Raw genomic sequence first — 18,992 nt, 5'->3', positions numbered from 1 at the left:
TTGTTAAAGCCCCTTTTGTTTATTGCCGAATTTTGTCGCAGAAACAAAAAGAAAGGACTGAACATGAAAGTGATAACAATGGAAAGTTCCGCCTACAAGGAGATGATGGCGCAGATTGCGAACATCGCAGGGTACATCCGCGAGGCAAGGGACGAGAAGAAACGGAAGCGGGAAACCGAAGACAAGCTGCTTGACACGGCACAGGCGGCGAAGATGCTCAACGTGAGCAAGCGCACCATGCAGCGTATGCGCACCGACCACCGTATCGAGTATGTGGTGGTACGCGGAAGCTGCCGCTACCGCCTTTCCGAGATACTGCGGCTATTGGAGGACAACACAGTAAGGAACGAGGAAGGGACAATAGACACCCTGTTCCACAACCACACGCTGCGCACGGGCGGCAAACCAAAAGGAAGGAGGACATAGGTCATGGAACTGCTCACACGAAACAACTTCGAGGGCTGGATGCAGAAGCTGATGGAACGGCTCGACCGTCAGGACGAACTGCTGCTGGCGATGAAGGCTGAGGGGAAACAGCCCACTATCACGGAAAGCATCCGCCTTTTCGACAATCAGGATTTGTGCATGTTGCTCCAGATAAGCAAACGCACCCTCCAACGCTACCGCAGCGTAGGCGCATTGCCCTACAAGACGCTGGGCAAGAAGACCTATTACAGCGAGGAGGACGTGCTGACATTCCTTTCCAACCATATCAAGGACTTCAAAAAGGAAGATATAGCCTTCTACAAGGCTCGTATCCATAATTTCTTTCATAAATAACCCATTAAAACATTTTTCAGATGGCAAAGAAAAAAGACGAAAAGGACGTGCTGGTAGTCCGTGACGAGAAGACAGGCGAGATCAGCGTGGTAGCCGGGCTGAACGCGGACGGCACACCCAAGCGCACCCCCGCAAAAGCGGAGAACGCGCAGAGTTTCCTGCAATTCGACCGACATGGCGACGTGCTGGACAACTTCTTCAAGAACTTCTTCCGGCAGTGCAAGGAACCCAGCCGCTTCGGTTTCTACCGCATTGCGGCAGACCAAGCTGAAAATCTCTTAGAGGTGATGAAGCAACTGCTGAAAGACCCCGAAGCGAACAAGGAGCTGCTCGCCCCTCACAAGGTGGACACCTCCGACTATGAGAAGAAGGTGCAGGAAGAGATGGCAGCACAACAGACAGAGAAACAAGAACCTCAAAAACAGGAGAACATGGAACAACGGAAAGAACAGCAACAGGACAAATCCGAACAGATGCAGGGCAAACGTGGCTACCAGCCCATCGACGAGAGTAAAATCAACTGGCAGGAGCTGGAGGACAGATGGGGCGTAAAGCGGGACAACCTTGAAAAGTCCGGCGACCTTACGAAGATGCTCAACTATGGCAAGTCCGACTTGGTAAAGGTCAAACCGACCTTCGGCGGCGAATCATTCGAGCTGGACGCCCGCCTCTCCTTCAAGAAGGACGGTGAGGGAAACATCAGCCTCGTGCCGCACTTCATCCGCAAGGAGCAGAAGCTGGATGAGTACAAGGAACACAAATTCTCCGACAATGACCGGAAGAACCTCCGCGAAACGGGCAATCTCGGTAGGGTCGTGGACATTGTGGACAGGGAAACGGGCGAGATCATCCCCTCCTACATCAGCATCGACCGCAAGACGAATGAAATCACGGACATTCCGGCAAGCAGGGTGCGCATCCCGGAGCGCATCGGCAAGACGGAAATCACCACGCAGGAGCGGGACATGCTCCGCGCCGGACTGCCCGTACGCGACAAGCTCATCGAGCGCAACGACGGCAGAAAGTTCGTCACCACCCTGCAAGTGAACGTGGAGCAGCGCGGCGTGGAGTTCGTGCCGGGAACCGGCAAGTCGCCCCGTACCGCACAGACACAGGAAACCAAAGGCGACACATCGAAAAGTCAGGCGCAGGGCGGGGAAAATGCCGCACAGACCAAGAAGGAGCAACGCCGCAACACGTGGACGAACGAGGACGGCAGCATCCGCCCCATCAGCAAATGGAGCGGCGTGAGCTTCACCGACCAGCAGAAAGCCGACTATGTGGCGGGTAAAGCCGTGAAGCTGGAGAACGTGACCGACAAGCAGGGCTTCCATGCCACGATGTATATCAAGTTCAACCCGGAGAAGGGACGCCCGTACCGCTACGACACGAACCCTGACAATGCACAGCAGGTTGCTCCGTCCAACGAGAGCCGCACGCAGGTGGCGGTGAACAACGATGGCAAGACCAACGAGGCTACAAAGAATCTGAGAGAGCCGTTGCAGAAAGGTCAGACCAACCCGAAGGACGCCCGCCAGCAACAGCAGCAGGAGAAGCCGCAGAAGAAAACGGGCAAGGGCATGAAAATGTAATCCCGTGTCCGCCACTGAATCCAAAATAAAATCCAAAGTATCAACAAAAAAGAAGAAGACATGAAGACAATCATTGCAGAAAAGCCCTCCGTGGCACGTGAAATCGCCCGCATCGTGGGCGCGACAAAGAGAGAGGAAGGATATTTCGAGGGAGGCGGTTATGCCGTGACATGGGCATTCGGACACCTCGTTCAGCTTGCCATGCCCGACGGCTACGGCGTGCGCGGATTTGTCCGTGACAACCTCCCGATTATTCCCGACACATTCACGCTCGTCCCCCGTCAGGTCAGGACGGAGAAAGGTTACAAGCCCGACAGCGGCGTGGTGTCGCAGATAAAAGTCATCAAAAGACTGTTCGACACAAGCGAACATATCATCGTGGCGACCGATGCCGGACGCGAGGGAGAGCTTATCTTCCGCTACCTCTACCACTATACGGGTTGCACCACTCCTTTCGTGCGCCTGTGGATCAGCTCTCTCACCGACAAAGCTATCCGCGAGGGACTGCGGAAACTCGAAGACGGCAGCAAATACGACAACCTCTACCTCGCCGCCAAAGCGCGGAGCGAATCCGACTGGCTCGTGGGCATCAACGGCACACAGGCGTTATCCATCGCCGCCGGACACGGCACGTATTCCGTGGGGCGGGTGCAGACACCAACGTTGGCTATGGTATGTGAACGCTACTGGGAGAACCGCCGCTTTACGTCCGAAGCATTCTGGCAGCTCCATATCGCAACGGACGGTTGCGACGGCGAAGTCGTGAAATTCTCATCCTCCGAGAAATGGAAAGAGAAAGAACCGGCGATGGAACTATATAATAAGGTAAAGGCGGCAGGTTGCGCCACTGTCACGAAAGCCGAGCGCAAGGAGAAGACGGAGGAAACTCCCTTGCTCTACGACCTGACCACGCTCCAGAAAGAAGCCAACGCCAAGCACGGCTTCACGGCGGAACAGACGCTTGAAATCGCGCAGAAACTCTACGAAAAGAAGTTGATAACCTATCCGAGAACGGGAAGCCGCTACATCCCCGAAGACGTGTTTGCCGAAATTCCCAAACTGCTCGCTTTCATCGGCACACAGCCCGAATGGAAAGACAAGGTGCGGGCAAAAGCCGCCCCGACACGCCGCAGCGTGGACGACGGCAAGGTGACAGACCACCATGCCCTGCTCGTCACGGGTGAGAAACCGCTCTTCCTCTCCAAAGAGGACAATACCATCTATCAGATGATTGCCGGGCGCATGGTCGAGGCATTCTCTGAGAAATGCGTCAAGGATGTGACCACTGTCACGGCGGAATGTGCCGGAGTGGAGTTTACCGTAAAAGGCAGCGTCGTGAAGCAAACCGGATGGCGTGCCGTCTATGGCGAGGAAAAAGAGGAAATTACCATCCCCGGCTGGCAGGAAGGCGACACGCTGACACCGAAAGGCTCGTCCATTACCGAAGGAAAGACCAAACCCAAGCCGCTGCATACCGAAGCCACCCTGCTCTCGGCAATGGAAACGGCGGGCAAGGAAATTGAGGACGACGCACTGCGGCAGGCGATGAAGGACTGTGGCATCGGTACTCCCGCCACACGCGCCTCCATCATCGAAACGCTTTTCAAGCGCGGTTACATGGAACGCTGCAAGAAGTCGCTTGTTCCCACCGAAAAAGGACTTGCCCTCAATTCCGTCGTCAAGACGATGCGCATCGCCGATGTTGCCATGACGGGCGAATGGGAAAAGGAGCTGGCGCGTATCGAGCGCGGGGAACTGTCCGACGACACCTTCCGCAAGGAGATAGAGGCGTACACACGTGAGATAACCTCCGAACTGATCTCGTGCGACAAGCTCTTCGGCAGCCGTGACTCCGGCTGCGCGTGTCCCAAGTGTGGCACGGGCAGGATGCGGTTCTACGGCAAGGTGGTACGCTGCGACAACACGGAGTGCGGACTGCCCGTGTTCCGGCTGAAAGCGGGACGCACCCTGTCCGACGATGAAATCAAAGACCTGCTCACCGAAGGGCATACCAAGCTGCTCAAAGGGTTCAAGAGCAAACAGGGCAAGAGTTTCGATGCTGTTGTCGCCTTTGACGGGGAATATAACACGACTTTTGTGTTCCCGGAGGCTAAAAAGGACAAGAAATTTTCAGGACGGAAGAAATAGTATTAACTTTGCCACTTGTTCAGAGTAATGAATTGTTCTTCGATACCGGATTACACTCATACTTTGGATTTAGTGGTGGCACTCGGAGGGATACCGAGTGCCTTTTTCTTCCTTTTTCCAACCGATTATCCCGTTAATTATCAATCCGCTAAATCCAAAGTAATGAACAACAAGAAGAAAAACGAGGGTCAGACCGACTTTTCCTATTACGGTCTGTACCTGCTGGACTATCTCCGCACGAACAAGTTTGAACAGGCTGACGACACCGCTTTCATACGGGAACGGGCCGACCGTGCCGCCGAAACGTATGAGAGGGCACGGCTTGAAGGCTATCCCGCCGATGGTGCGCAGGAACTGGCGATGGACACGCTGCTGCGCGGGCTGCATTATTCCCGTTACGCCATCCTCCGCGAAGTCGTGGAAAACGAGTTTGCCGATGAAGTGCCGGAAGAGAAGCGTGAAGCCTTTGTCCTGAAACTGCTGCCGCTTGTCGGCAACGTGTTCTCCGTCTATGACCTCTCGGATGACAATTTCGCCCTGTCTTCCGATTACGACCTGCTCTACACGGAGCTGACGGGAGCAACCGTCCTTTACTTAGACGAATATGGCGTTTAACCGCAAACAGAAACTGCGGGACAACATCGAGGCGATACGGACGGCATTCATCCTTGACAGGGAAAATAGGACAGCGACAACCGAAGAGCGTGCCATACTTCAAAGGTACTGCGGTTTCGGCGGTCTGAAATGTATCCTCAACCCTGCAAAGGAACTGACGGATGCCGTCCGGTGGGCGAAATCCGACCTCGAACTGTTCGCCCCGACGGTGGAGCTGCACAGGCTTATCCGTGAGAACAGCAAGGACGAAACAGAGTACAAGCGGTTTGTGGATTCGCTGAAAGCGTCCGTGCTGACCGCTTTCTACACCCCCAAAGAGATAACCGACACCATCGCGGACGTGCTGGCAGATTACAGCGTCCGCCCCGCCCGTATGCTCGAACCGTCGGCAGGTGTCGGCGTGTTCGTGGATTCCATGCTGCGGCACAGCCCCAATGCGGATGTGATGGCTTTCGAGAAGGATCTGCTCACGGGTACAATCTTGAGGCATCTCTATCCCGACCAGAAAATGCGCACCTGCGGTTTTGAGAAAATCGAAAGACCGTTCAACAATTATTTCGACTTGGCGGTGTCCAACATTCCGTTCGGTGACATTGCCGTGTTCGACGCGGAGTTTCAGCGGAGCGACTCTTTCGGCAGACGCTCCGCCCAGAAAACCATCCACAACTATTTCTTTCTCAAAGGACTGGATGCCGTGCGTGACGGCGGTATCGTGGCGTTCATCACCTCGCAAGGGGTATTGAATAGCACCAAGACCTCCGTGCGTAACGAGCTGTTCAGTCAGGCCAATCTGGTATCCGCGATACGCCTGCCCAACAACCTGTTCACGGACAACGCGGGCACGGAGGTGGGCAGTGACCTGATTGTCCTGCAAAAGAACCTCAGCAAGAAGGAAATGTCGCAGGACGAGCGGCTGATGACCGTGATACAGACGGACACGAAAACCGCCCTGACCGACAACGCCTATTTCATCCACCACCCGGAACGCATCGTGCATACGATGGCGAAACTTGACACAGACCCCTACGGGAAGCCCGCTATGGTTTATCTGCACGAGGGCAAGGCAGCAGGCATCGCCGGGGATTTGCGCCGTATGCTCGACGAGGATTTCCATTACAGGCTTGCCATGCGCTTGTATTCGGGTTCAATCCGGCAGGCAGGAACGGAAGAAAAAGTTGCCGTTCAAAATAAAGTAGAGCGTCCTGCCATAAAATTGGAAACAGTATCCTCGGCGCAGACGGTGGAAACTCCGACAGAAAAGCCGCAACCCGCAGATGAAAAGCCGGAGATAGAACCGCGCCCGCAATATTCCGCAGGCGTGCAGCTCACCCTGCTTGACCTCTGGGGGATGACGGAAGAGGTCAGCCAACCGAAAACCTCCAAAAAGAAAAAGACGGTGAAAAAGGCAGTTACGGCAAAGTCCACTCCGCCCAAACCGAAAGTCACGGTTACACCGACAGCTCCAACTGCAAAACCCGCAATGGAGAATAAGGAGGTGAAAGCGGAGAACACCGCCAAGCCTGCCGACCCGGACGACATCTATGCCACACTGGACTGGGATACCAATCCTCCCATCAACGGTTTCTATGAAATGATGATGGGTTTGACGCCGGAGCGTAGGAAAGAACTTCGGGAACTGGCAAGGCAGCATAACGAGAAACAAGTGGCGGAAAAGACGGAAGTGAAAGCCGTGCCGGAAACTTCCCGTGAGCAGCCACGACAGGAGGAAACACAGCCGGAGGCAGTCGCCGCACCTGCCGTTACAGATACCCCATCGGAAGCGGTGGGGACTTTCCTTTTCCCCGACATCGAAGCGGAAAAGCCGAAGGAGGAAGTCGTGGACCTTTCTCCGCGTGCCTACCACCGCACGCCGGAGATGCACCTGCGCGAAGGGTCGCTGGTGGCTGACCGGGGGCGTCATAACATCGGCTACCTGAAAGACATCACGCCATACGGGGCGACATTCCAGCCGCTCGACCTGAAAGGATACCAGAAGGAAAAGGCGTTGTTGTATGTGTCGCTGCGTGACGCCTACGAGCGTCTGTACCGTTATGAATCGCTCCGGCGCGAGGCAAATGTTCCGTGGCGAGAGCATCTGAATACCTGTTACGATGAGTTTGTCATGCGCTACGGCAACCTCAACGCCAAGCAGAACGTGAAGTTAGTGATGATGGATGCGGGCGGGCGCGACATCCTTTCGCTGGAACGGATGGAAAACGGAAAGTTCGTCAAGGCGGACATCTTCGAGCATCCTGTTTCCTTCGCGGTGGAGAGCCATGCCAACGTAGGCTCTCCCGAAGAAGCCCTGTCTGCGTCGCTCAACAAATATGGTACGGTCAATCTCGACTATATGCGGGAGATAACCGACAGCACGGCGGAGGATTTGCTCACTGCCCTGCAAGGGCGCATCTACTACAATCCGCTCGTGACCGGTTACGAAATCAAAGACCGTTTCATCGCCGGAAATGTCATAGAGAAAGCGGAACGCATAGAGGCATGGATGGGTGACAATCCCGAAAATGAGCGTATGCCGGAGGTGAAGCAGGCGTTGGAGGCTCTGAAAGATGCCGAGCCGCAGCGCATCGCCTTCGAGGATCTGGACTTCAATTTCGGGGAACGCTGGATTCCGACGGGTGTCTATGCCGCCTACATGAGCCGGCTGTTCGACACGGAGGTGAAAATCGCCTATTCCGCAAGCATGGACGAGTTTTCGGTGGTGTGCGGCTACCGCACCATGAAAATCACGGACGAGTTTCTGGTGAAGGGGTATTACCGGAACTATGACGGTATGCACCTCCTAAAACACGCCCTGCACAACACCTGCCCTGACATGATGAAGTCCATCGGCAAGGACGAGCATGGCAACGACATCAAGATGCGCGACAGCGAGGGAATACAACTCGCCAACGCCAAGATTGACGAGATACGAAACGGCTTCTCCGAATGGCTCGAAGAGCAGTCGCCGCAGTTCAAGGAGCGGCTTGTGACGATGTATAACCGCAAGTTCAACTGTTTCGTGCGCCCGCGCTACGACGGCTCCCATCAGACCTTTCCCGACCTCAACCTGAAAGGGCTGGCAAGCCGGGGTATCAAGAGCGTCTATCCCTCACAGATGGATTGCGTCTGGATGTTGAAACAGAACGGCGGCGGAATTTGCGACCACGAGGTGGGAACCGGTAAGACGCTGATAATGTGCATCGCCGCGCATGAGATGAAGCGTCTGAATTTGGCACACAAGCCGATGATTATCGGGCTGAAAGCCAACGTTGCGGAGATTGCAGCCACCTATCAGGCGGCATATCCCAACGCACGTATTCTGTACGCTTCGGAGAAGGACTTTTCGACCGCCAACCGTGTGCGCTTCTTCAATAATATAAAGAACAACGACTACGATTGCGTCATCATGTCGCACGACCAGTTCGGCAAGATACCGCAGTCGCCGGAATTGCAGCAGCGCATCCTGCAAGCAGAGCTTGACACGGTGGAGGAAAACCTCGAAGTGCTACGGCAGCAGGGAAAGAACGTGTCGCGGGCGATGCTGAAAGGATTGGAGAAGCGCAAGCACAACCTTGAAGCGAAGCTGGAGAAGGTGGAACACGCCATAAAGTCACGCACGGACGACGTGGTGGATTTCAAGCAGATGGGCATCGACCACATCTTCATAGATGAGAGCCACCAGTTCAAGAATCTGACTTTCAACACGCGCCACGACCGTGTGGCGGGATTGGGAAACAGCGAGGGAAGCCAGAAGGCACTTAACATGCTCTTTGCCATACGCACCATACAGGAGCGCACAGGAAAAGACTTGGGTGCGACCTTCCTCTCCGGCACGACTATCAGCAACTCACTGACTGAATTGTACCTGCTGTTCAAGTACCTGCGCCCGAAGGAGCTGGAACGGCAGGACATAAGGTGTTTCGACGCTTGGGCGGCGATATTTGCCAAGAAGACGACGGATTTTGAATTTAACGTGACGAACAATGTGGTCCAGAAGGAGCGTTTCCGCTACTTCATCAAAGTGCCGGAGCTTGCCGCCTTCTATAATGAAATCACGGACTACCGCACGGCGGAGGATGTGGGCGTTGACCGTCCTGCCAAGAACGAGATACTGCACCATATACCGCCCACGCCGGAACAGGAGGACTTCATACAGAAACTGATGCAGTTCGCCAAGACGGGCGATGCCACCTTGTTGGGCAGGCTGCCGCTTTCGGAAACGGAAGAAAAGGCGAAGATGCTCATCGCCACGGACTATGCCCGGAAAATGGCACTCGACATGCGCATGATAGACCCGAATTACGAAGATCATCCCGACAACAAAGCGAGTCACTGTGCCAAGATGATCGCGGAGTATTATCAAAAATACGACGCCCAGAAAGGCACGCAGTTCGTTTTCTCTGATTTGGGGACATACCAGCCGGGCGACGGGTGGAACGTCTATTCGGAAATCAAGCGCAAACTGACGGAGGACTACGGTATACCGCCAAGCGAGGTGCGCTTCATTCAGGAGTGCAAGACCGACAAGGCGCGGAAGGCGGTGATAGACGCCATGAACGCCGGGACGGTGCGTGTGCTGTTCGGCTCTACCTCTATGCTCGGAACGGGTGTGAACGCCCAGAAACGGTGTGTGGCTATCCATCATCTCGATACGCCGTGGCGACCGTCCGACTTGCAACAGCGTGACGGACGCGGAGTTAGGGCAGGTAATGAGATTGCCAAACATTTCGCCGGGAACAACGTGGATGTAATCATCTACGCGGTGGAGAAGTCACTGGACAGCTACAAGTTCAACCTCCTGCACTGCAAGCAGACTTTCATAAGCCAGCTCAAAAGCGGTGCGATGGGTGCGCGTACCATCGACGAGGGGGCAATGGACGAAAAATCGGGCATGAATTTCTCGGAATACATGGCGTTGCTCTCCGGCAATACCGACCTGTTGGACAAGGCGAAACTGGAAAAGCGGATCGCATCGCTCGAAGGGGAACGCAAGTCGTTCAACAAGGGCAAGCGTGATTCGGAGTTCAAGCTGGAGTCAAAGACCGGCGAGTTGCGCAACAACACGGCTTTCATAGATGCCATGACGGAGGACTGGAACCGCTTCCTGTCGGTGGTGCAGACCGACAAGGAGGGCAACCGCCTTAATATAATAAAGGTGGACGGAGTGGATTCCGCCGATGAGAAGGTCATCGGAAAGCGTTTGCAGGAGATAGCCAAGAATGCCACGACCGGAGGGTTGTACACGCAGGTCGGTGAACTTTACGGTTTTCCGATAAAGGTGGTGAGCGAAAGGATACTCAAAGAGGGATTGGAGTTCACCGACAACCGCTTCGTGGTCGAGGGGAACTACAAGTACACCTACAACAACGGGCATCTGGCGATGGCTGACCCGTTGGCCGCCGCCCGCAACTTCCTCAACGCGATGGAGAGGATACCCTCCATCATCGACCAGTACAAGGCGAAGAACGAGGTGCTGGAGATGGAGATACCGCAGTTACAGGAGATAGCGGGTAAGGTGTGGAAGAAGGAGGACGAGCTGAAGCAGTTGAAGTCCGAACTTGCCGCCCTTGACCGAAAAATTCAGCTGGAGCTTGCGCCACCCACGCCCGAAGTCGCAGAAAAGGAGAATGAAGGGCAACAGCTCAAGCCGGAAGCGGAAGATGTGAGGAACAGGCAGGCGCAATATCCCGAAAATGCACCGCCGCAGATACGCAGTCCGGCGGATAGTATCGTTGCCAACCATGTCATAATCGGGCGTCCGGGACTGTATGCCAAGGAGGAAACCCGGTCCAAAGGATTGAAAATATAACCTAAGGAATTTTATCTGAAGTATTAATAAGGGCTATCCCAAAAGGTCTAAAAGTAAATTTTATCCTTTCTGCAAGTATCTATAGGATGGCAACTGCATTTTTTTCTTTTTGGGCAGCCCTTATTAAAATTTATTCTTATTTTAGGTTATATACATTCATGTCCATTTATGTAAAAAATTCCTGCTGACCTTGTTTATGTCTTGTCAGTCACCATTTGCAAAACCATATTTGACCCTCAAAGAGGCTGAATTTGATAAGTAACTTGCTACATACTCATAATAAGGAGCTAAATAGAACACGAATGGGAAATACACAAATGCTAAACTAAAGAAGATATTGGCCAAAATAAACGCTATACCGAGAGAGAAACTTGATTTTTCAACTTCCTAAAACGGTGTTGTTCAAACATTTCTACTTATTTGTACTTGCCAGTTGAACCTACGCTTCCCTAATAAAATGTCTATGGTAAAAAGTTAAAAAATCCTCCCACTTTTGTTAGATATATTTTTTTGTGTAATTTTGTAATCGTTATGCGGCAGTAATAATATACATATTAATACGAGTTAGTAATCCTGTAGTTCTCATATGCTACGAGGAGGTATTAAAAGGTGCGTTTCGACAATGCATCTACTGTAGTATATTATTGCTTAATCCAAATGAATATTATAAATTTAGGAATTCTTGCTCACATTGATGCAGGAAAAACTTCCGTAACCGAGAATCTGCTGTTTGCCAGTGGAGCAACGGAAAAGTGCGGCCGTGTGGATAATGGTGACACCATAACGGACTCTATGGATATAGAGAAACGTAGAGGAATTACTGTCCGGGCTTCTACGACATCTATTATCTGGAATGGAGTGAAATGCAATATCATTGACACTCCGGGACACATGGATTTTATTGCGGAAGTGGAGCGGACATTCAAAATGCTTGATGGAGCAGTCCTCATCTTATCCGCAAAGGAAGGCATACAAGCGCAGACAAAGTTGCTGTTCAGTACTTTACAAAAGCTGCAAATCCCGACAATTATATTTATCAATAAGATTGACCGTGCCGGTGTGAATTTGGAGCGTTTGTATATGGATATAAAAACAAATCTGTCGCAAGATGTCCTGTTTATGCAAACTGTTGTCGATGGATCGGTTTATCCGGTTTGCTCCCAAACATATATAAAGGAAGAATACAAAGAATTTGTATGCAACCATGACGACGATATATTAGAACGATATTTGGCGGATAGCGAAATTTCACCGGCTGATTATTGGAATACGATAATCGCTCTTGTGGCAAAAGCCAAAGTCTATCCGGTGCTACATGGATCAGCAATGTTCAATATCGGTATCAATGAGTTGTTGGACGCCATTTCTTCTTTTATACTTCCTCCGGCATCAGTCTCAAACAGACTTTCAGCTTATCTCTATAAGATAGAGCATGACCCCAAAGGGCATAAAAGAAGTTTTCTTAAAATAATTGACGGAAGTCTGAGACTTCGAGACGTTGTAAGAATCAACGATTCGGAAAAATTCATCAAGATTAAAAATCTAAAGACTATTTATCAGGGCAGAGAGATAAATGTTGATGAAGTGGGTGCCAATGATATCGCGATTGTAGAAGATATAGAAGATTTTCGAATCGGAGATTATTTAGGTGCTAAACCTTGTTTGATTCAAGGATTATCTCATCAGCATCCCGCTCTCAAATCCTCCGTCCGGCCAAATAAGCCCGAAGAGAGAAGCAAGGTGATATCCGCTCTGAATACATTGTGGATTGAAGACCCGTCTTTGTCCTTTTCCATAAACTCATATAGTGATGAATTGGAAATCTCGTTATATGGTTTGACCCAAAAGGAAATCATACAGACATTGCTGGAAGAACGATTTTCCGTAAAGGTCCATTTTGATGAGATCAAGACTATCTACAAAGAACGACCTATAAAAAAGGTCAATAAGATTATTCAGATCGAAGTACCACCCAACCCTTACTGGGCCACAATAGGGCTGACTCTTGAACCCTTACCGTTAGGGGCAGGGTTGCAAATCGAAAGTGACATCTCCTATGGTTATCTGAACCATTCTTTTCAAAATGCCGTTTTTGAAGGGATTCGTATGTCTTGCCAATCTGGTTTACATGGATGGGAAGTGACAGATCTGAAAGTAACTTTTACTCAAGCCGAGTATTATAGCCCGGTAAGTACACCTGCTGATTTCAGACAGCTGACCCCTTATGTCTTCAGGCTGGCTTTGCAACAGTCAGGTGTGGACATTCTCGAACCGATGCTCTGTTTTGAGTTGCAGATACCCCAAGTAGCGAGTTCCAAAGCTATTACAGATTTGCAAAAACTGATGTCTGAGATTGAAGACATCAGTTGTAATAATGAGTGGTGTCATATTAAAGGGAAAGTTCCATTAAATACAAGTAAAGACTATGCCTCAGAAGTAAGTTCGTACACTAAGGGCTTAGGCATTTTTATGGTTAAGCCATGTGGGTATCAAATAACAAAAGACGGTTATTCTGATAATATCCGCATGAACGAAAAAGATAAACTTTTATTCATGTTCCAAAAATCAATGTCATTAAAATAATGGAGCGGTCAGGAAATTTCTATAAGGCAATACGGTTGGGATATATACTTATCTCCATTCTTATCGGATGTATGGCATATAATAGCCTCTATGAATGGCAGGAGATAGAAGCATTAGAACTTGGCAATAAAAAAATAGACGAGCTCCGAAAAGAAATAAACAATATCAATATTCAAATGATAAAATTTTCTCTATTGGGTGAAACAATACTGGAATGGAACGATAAAGATATCGAGCATTACCATGCACGGCGTATGGCAATGGACAGTATGCTCTGCCGTTTCAAGGCCACCTATCCAGCAGAGCGCATCGATAGTGTGCGCAGTCTTTTAGAGGATAAGGAACGACAGATGTTCCAGATAGTCCGGTTAATGGATGAACAACAATCTATTAACAAGAAGATAGCCAATCAAATTCCGGTTATTGTACAGAAAAGTGTGCAGGAACAGTCCAAAAAGCCAAAACGAAAAGGTTTCTTAGGCATATTCGGCAAAAAAAAGGAAGTAACTCCAGCAGTATCAACCACTATCCTTCATTCGGTCAATAGAAACGTAATCAGCGAACAGAAAGTGCAGGATCGCCAATTGTCGGAACAAGCCGACAGCCTTGCAGCTCGTAATGCAGAACTTAACAGACAACTGCAAGAATTGATTTGCCAAATAGAAGAAAAGGTACAAACCGAACTGCAAAGCCGGGAAAACGAAATAGTTGCCATGCGTGAAAAGTCATTTATGCAAGTAGGCGGTTTAATGGGATTCGTTCTTCTATTGTTGTTAATTTCCTACATCATCATACATCGTGATGCAAAAAGCATTAAACAATACAAGCACAAGACAACTGATTTGATAAGGCAACTGGAACAATCCGTACAACGGAACGAGGCACTGATAACGTCAAGGAAGAAGGCGGTACATACTATCACCCATGAACTGCGCACACCGCTGACAGCAATAACAGGCTATGCCGGACTGATACGGAAAGAACAGTGTGAGGATAAGTCCGGGCAGTATATCCAAAACATACTGCAATCCTCCGACCGTATGCGGGATATGCTTAACACTTTGCTTGACTTCTTCCGCCTGGACAACGGCAAGGAACAGCCCCGTCTGTCACCCTGCCGGATTTCAGCAATCACGCACACACTTGAAACGGAGTTCATGCCTGTTGCCGTGAACAAAGGGCTGTCCTTGTCCGTGAAGACTGGACACGATGCCATTGTATTGACCGACAAAGAGCGAATAATACAAATCGGGAATAACCTGCTGTCAAACGCTGTCAAGTTCACAGAAGAAGGCGGTGTTTCTTTGATTACTGAATATGATAATGGAGTTCTGACACTGGTCGTTGAAGATACAGGTACAGGCATGACAGAAGAGGAACAGAAACAAGCGTTCGGTGCGTTTGAACGTCTATCAAATGCCGCCGCAAAGGAGGGTTTCGGGCTTGGGCTTGCCATAATGCGTAATATTGTGTCGATGCTTGGCGGAACAATCCGTTTAGACAGCAAGAAAGGGAAAGGCAGTCGTTTCACAGTTGAAATTTCTATGCAGGAAGCTGAAGAACAGCTTGGATATACAAGCAATACACCTGTTTATCATAACAATAAATTCCATGATGTTGTCGCCATTGACAATGATGAGGTATTACTTCTGATGCTGAAAGAGATGTATTCCCAAGAAGGAATACACTGCGACACTTGCACCGATGCTGCGGCACTGATGGAAATGATACGCCAGAAAGAATACAGCCTGTTGCTGACAGACTTGAATATGCCCGATATAAACGGTTTCGAATTGCTGGAACTGTTGCGTTCGTCCAACGTGGGCAATTCACCAACAATCCCGGTGGTTGTGGCAACCGCTTCGGGCAGTTGTAACAAAGGGGAACTATTGGCAAAAGGCTTTGCCGGATGCCTGTTCAAACCGTTCTCCATATCGGAACTGATGGAGGTTTCCGACAGGTGTGCCATAAAAGCGACACCGGACGGGAAACCGGACTTTTCCGCCTTATTGTCCTATGGCAATGAAGCCGTCATGCTGGAAAAGTTGATAACTGAAACAGAAAAGGAAATGCAGGCGGTACGGGATGCAGCAAAAGAAAAAGACCTGCAAAAGCTGGATTCCCTGATCCACCACCTGCGCAGTTCGTGGGAGGTGCTCCGTGCCGACCAACCGCTGAATGTACTTTACGGATTGCTTCGTGGCGATGCTCTCCCGGATGGTGAAGCGTTAAGCCATGCCGTGACTGCCGTGCTGGATAAGGGAGTGGAAATAATACGGTTGGCAGAAGAGGAAAGGAGAAAATACGAAGATGAATAAGACAAAAATAATTGTGGTGGAAGACAACATCGTGTATTGCGAATATGTCTGCAATATGCTGTCACGGGAGGGCTACCGCAATATGAAGGCTTACCACCTCTCAACCGCGAAGAAACATCTGCAACAGGCAACAGATAATGATATCGTGGTTGCCGACCTGCGTCTGCCTGACGGCAGTGGCATAGACCTTTTGTGCTGGATGCGAAAGGAGGGAAAGATGCAGCCCTTCATCATTATGACCGACTACGCCGAAGTTAATACCGCCGTGGAAAGCATGAAACTCGGCTCGATAGACTATATTCCCAAACAGCTTGTGGAGGATAAACTTGTCCCCCTGATCCGTTCCATACTGAAAGAACGTCAGGCAGGACAACGCCGTATGCCTATATTCGCCCGTGAAGGTTCCGCCTTTCAGAAAATCATGCACCGCATAAGGCTGGTAGCCGCCACCGATATGAGCGTGATGATATTTGGTGAGAACGGCACGGGCAAGGAGCATATTGCCCACCTGTTGCATGACAAGAGCAAACGTGCAGGCAAGCCATTTGTGGCGGTGGACTGCGGTTCACTCTCCAAAGAGCTTGCACCGTCGGCTTTCTTCGGACACGTCAAAGGTGTATTTACAGGTGCGGACAATGCCAAGAAAGGATATTTCCATGAGGCGGAAGGCGGCACGTTGTTTCTGGACGAGGTAGGAAACCTCGCGTTGGAAACCCAACAGATGTTGCTCCGTGCCATACAGGAGAGGCGGTATCGCCCGGTCGGAGACAAGGCAGACCGGAATTTCAATGTCCGCATCATCGCTGCTACCAATGAAGATTTGGAGGTATCGGTGAATGAAAAGCGTTTTCGGCAGGATCTTCTGTACCGCCTGCACGACTTCGGGATAACCGTTCCTCCGTTGCGTGACTGTCAAGAAGACATTATGCCGCTGGCAGAGTTCTTCCGTGATATGGCAAACAGAGAGCTGGAGTGTAGCGTGAGCGGGTTCAGTTCCGAAGCACGTAAAGCGTTGCTGACACACGCATGGCCGGGCAACGTGCGGGAACTTCGGCAGAAAGTTATGGGTGCTGTATTGCAGGCGCAGGAAGGTGTTGTCATGAAAGAGCATCTGGAACTTGCCGTGACGAAACCGACCTCTACTGTCAGCTTCGCCTTGCGCAATGACGCGGAGGATAAGGAGCGGATATTGCGTGCGTTGAAACAGGCAAACGGCAACCGGAGTGTCGCCGCAGAACTGCTCGGCATAGGCAGGACAACACTATACAGCAAACTTGAAGAGTATGGACTTAAATATAAATTCAAGCAATCATAGCCCGTAATTCACTGAATTTGGCTATCTTTGCATAACATTTGAGAAAAACGGCGATTGGCAGGAGCTTTTCGCCGCCAACATATAGGATAAGACCGCAAGGCGTTTCAAGCGAAAATCTGGTAAATTGGAACTACGGAGACGATTGCGTGATGCTTATGCTATGCTTACGCATAGCGTGCATTCACGTACTCTCCGTAAAGGCTTTACCAGAGCCATCGCTTGAAGGTAGTGTGAATTGCACGCTACTTTTTTACCCTTGCCTAACGAAAGGAAACGATTATGGGTAAAGTTCAGATTCTCGCCGTACTGACGATGGACGGATGTCTTTCTTCAGAGTTATATGATAAAGCACATCAGGATTTGTGCCTTGACCGTTGCGGTCTTGATGAAATCAGGAAGAAAGCCTTTTACCGTGTGACACCGGACTATTCCATTTCAATGCTGCACGAATGGAGAAAAGACTGCACAAACATCCGTTACCTCGCGGAAGCCACACCGGACACGGCAGACTATATAAACGGACTGCTGCGGATGCACGCTGTGGATGAAATCATACTATACACCGTTCCTTTCATATCCGGAAGCGGACGACATTTTTTTAAGTCGGCTCTGCCAGAGCAACACTGGACGCTTTCCTCTTTGAAAAGCTATCCCAACGGTGTATGTCGCATTATCTATATCCTTGATAAAAAAGCAAGATAGCCAAAATGTGCGGCAAGCATACATTTCTATTTTCAGGAATAGAATAAATGTTCCGATTACAAACAATTTAAGTCGGAGATAATTTGTCCTTGTGAAAAAATACTGAATTTTATACCTCTGAAATCCAGCACTTTGTAAAATTGAGTGTTGGATTTTTTATTTTCTGCCGCGTTTTTTGCCAATTATATTCATGTGCGCACGCAGAAAACAAAGTGTAATTTTCAAAATTGACAGAACCATGAATTATTTCTTGCTGGCGGAAACCGACTTTTTCCGCCTGATAAACGAAGCCGGCGACTGCAATATGGAAACGGCATACACGGCTTTCGCCACCCAAGTGATCGAACTGTGCAACGGCGGCATGGACATGAACCTTACCGTCATCGCGCTTGCCTACATCGAAATCGAGTTGCAGCACCATCCCGTACGTAATCTGTCAGAAGAAAAAAGAGAGATTGCCGCCTACGTCAGCAAGGCTCTGTCTTTCGTAAGAAAGATGCAGAAATTCCTTGCCACGCCCCAAGTGCCACCACTAATATCCGCCAACAACGCAACAGAAACCACCGCCAGCCTTCTTCAATGGACGGGCAATGCCATCGACCTCGTGGAACTTATCTACGGCATAGACGTGATGGGCTGCATCAACAACGGCAATATGCCGCTCAAACAGCTCGCCCCACTTCTCTATAAGATATTCGGGGTTGATTCTAAAGACTGCTACCGCTTCTACACTGATATCAAACGCCGGAAGAACGAAAGCCGCACCTATTTCATTGACAGGATGCAGGAAAAACTGAACGAGAGAATGTTGCGTGATGAGGAGTTGGAGCGGATGAGAAAATAAAAAAATATCCATTACATATGAGAAGACAGGAATACTCGTATCCTGTCTTTTTATTTTCATTTAATTATATATTAATTAGCACAATATATGTGAGTTTTTCATTCCTATAAGGACAAATTTCAGAAACGTATGTCTGGTAAATTATTGAGTCATCATAGTATGAACATATATCATTACTAAAAACAATGAAACAACTTCCATAAGATTGTGGTTGTAAAAATCGCCATTTAATAGCCCGTTTTTTTTGTAAAATTCGCCAATTAAAAAAATATGATTATCTTTGCATTAT

11 protein-coding genes are annotated in these 18,992 nt (G+C 49.9%); all 11 read left to right on the top strand.

Annotation, left to right across the window (positions count from 1 at the left end; translation table 11 throughout):
- The 11 genes from NBH06_RS12420 (at position 1) to NBH06_RS12370 (ending at position 18,703) form a co-directional block, all read left to right on the top strand.
- On the top strand, positions 1 to 426 hold the full coding sequence (locus tag NBH06_RS12420; protein ID WP_004291432.1) for a helix-turn-helix domain-containing protein: 426 nt from the start codon (positions 1 to 3) through the stop codon (positions 424 to 426).
- A 3-nt stretch (positions 427 to 429) separates the two neighbouring features.
- A complete protein-coding gene (locus NBH06_RS12415) occupies positions 430 to 780 on the top strand; it encodes a helix-turn-helix domain-containing protein (RefSeq protein WP_004291454.1) in 351 nt (116 codons plus the stop codon).
- 20 nt (positions 781 to 800) lie between these two features.
- Positions 801 to 2,372 carry a DUF3945 domain-containing protein gene (locus NBH06_RS12410; protein ID WP_004291455.1) on the top strand — a complete coding sequence of 524 codons (1,572 nt, stop codon included), beginning with the start codon at positions 801 to 803 and terminating at the stop codon, positions 2,370 to 2,372.
- Between the two features lie 60 nt (positions 2,373 to 2,432).
- Positions 2,433 to 4,520, top strand: a complete 2,088-nt coding sequence (locus NBH06_RS12405; RefSeq protein ID WP_004291456.1) for a type IA DNA topoisomerase — start codon at positions 2,433 to 2,435, stop codon at positions 4,518 to 4,520.
- Positions 4,521 to 4,682: 162 nt separating this feature from the next.
- Positions 4,683 to 5,135, top strand: a complete 453-nt coding sequence (locus NBH06_RS12400) for a DUF1896 domain-containing protein (protein ID WP_004304266.1) — start codon at positions 4,683 to 4,685, stop codon at positions 5,133 to 5,135.
- Positions 5,125 to 10,941 (top strand): helicase-like domain-containing protein, encoded by a 5,817-nt coding sequence (locus tag NBH06_RS12395; RefSeq protein ID WP_004291462.1) that lies wholly within the window; start codon positions 5,125 to 5,127, stop codon positions 10,939 to 10,941. Before NBH06_RS12400 ends, NBH06_RS12395 begins: the two co-directional genes overlap by 11 nt.
- Positions 10,942 to 11,598: 657 nt before the next feature.
- Positions 11,599 to 13,524 carry a tetracycline resistance ribosomal protection protein Tet(Q) gene (gene tet(Q) / locus NBH06_RS12390; RefSeq protein ID WP_004291466.1) on the top strand — a complete coding sequence of 642 codons (1,926 nt, stop codon included), beginning with the start codon at positions 11,599 to 11,601 and terminating at the stop codon, positions 13,522 to 13,524.
- The gene (locus NBH06_RS12385; protein WP_004291467.1) at positions 13,524 to 15,842 is read left to right on the top strand and encodes a hybrid sensor histidine kinase/response regulator; all 2,319 of its coding nucleotides are present in this window, start codon (positions 13,524 to 13,526) and stop codon (positions 15,840 to 15,842) included. Before tet(Q) ends, NBH06_RS12385 begins: the two co-directional genes overlap by 1 nt.
- Positions 15,835 to 17,157, top strand: a complete 1,323-nt coding sequence (locus NBH06_RS12380; protein ID WP_250794580.1) for a sigma-54-dependent transcriptional regulator — start codon at positions 15,835 to 15,837, stop codon at positions 17,155 to 17,157. Before NBH06_RS12385 ends, NBH06_RS12380 begins: the two co-directional genes overlap by 8 nt.
- A 279-nt stretch (positions 17,158 to 17,436) precedes the next feature.
- On the top strand, positions 17,437 to 17,859 hold the full coding sequence (locus tag NBH06_RS12375) for a dihydrofolate reductase family protein (protein ID WP_004291474.1): 423 nt from the start codon (positions 17,437 to 17,439) through the stop codon (positions 17,857 to 17,859).
- A 238-nt stretch (positions 17,860 to 18,097) separates the two neighbouring features.
- Positions 18,098 to 18,703: an RteC domain-containing protein gene (locus NBH06_RS12370; RefSeq protein ID WP_004304269.1), complete on the top strand. Its 606-nt coding sequence runs from the start codon at positions 18,098 to 18,100 to the stop codon at positions 18,701 to 18,703.
- Positions 18,704 to 18,992 lie beyond the last annotated feature (289 nt).

Origin of the sequence: Barnesiella sp. B2-R-119 (assembly GCF_023656675.1) — a bacterium.
In the GTDB taxonomy this organism is placed as follows: Bacteria; Bacteroidota; Bacteroidia; order Bacteroidales; family Barnesiellaceae; genus Barnesiella; species Barnesiella intestinihominis.
The sequence above is the reverse complement of the archived record's forward strand: the minus strand, read 5'-3'. Positions and strand labels throughout refer to the sequence as shown.

Bases quoted from the DNA above. Each gene is read 5' to 3' on its own strand.
- NBH06_RS12400 (WP_004304266.1), top strand. From the start codon at position 4,683: ATGAACAACAAGAAGAAAAACGAGGGTCAGACCGACTTTTCCTATTAC.
- NBH06_RS12380 (WP_250794580.1), top strand. From the start codon at position 15,835: ATGAATAAGACAAAAATAATTGTGGTGGAAGACAACATCGTGTATTGC.
- NBH06_RS12385 (WP_004291467.1), top strand. From the start codon at position 13,524: ATGGAGCGGTCAGGAAATTTCTATAAGGCAATACGGTTGGGATATATA.
- NBH06_RS12415 (WP_004291454.1), top strand. From the start codon at position 430: ATGGAACTGCTCACACGAAACAACTTCGAGGGCTGGATGCAGAAGCTG.
- NBH06_RS12405 (WP_004291456.1), top strand. From the start codon at position 2,433: ATGAAGACAATCATTGCAGAAAAGCCCTCCGTGGCACGTGAAATCGCC.
- NBH06_RS12375 (WP_004291474.1), top strand. From the start codon at position 17,437: ATGGGTAAAGTTCAGATTCTCGCCGTACTGACGATGGACGGATGTCTT.
- NBH06_RS12410 (WP_004291455.1), top strand. From the start codon at position 801: ATGGCAAAGAAAAAAGACGAAAAGGACGTGCTGGTAGTCCGTGACGAG.
- NBH06_RS12395 (WP_004291462.1), top strand. From the start codon at position 5,125: ATGGCGTTTAACCGCAAACAGAAACTGCGGGACAACATCGAGGCGATA.
- NBH06_RS12370 (WP_004304269.1), top strand. From the start codon at position 18,098: ATGAATTATTTCTTGCTGGCGGAAACCGACTTTTTCCGCCTGATAAAC.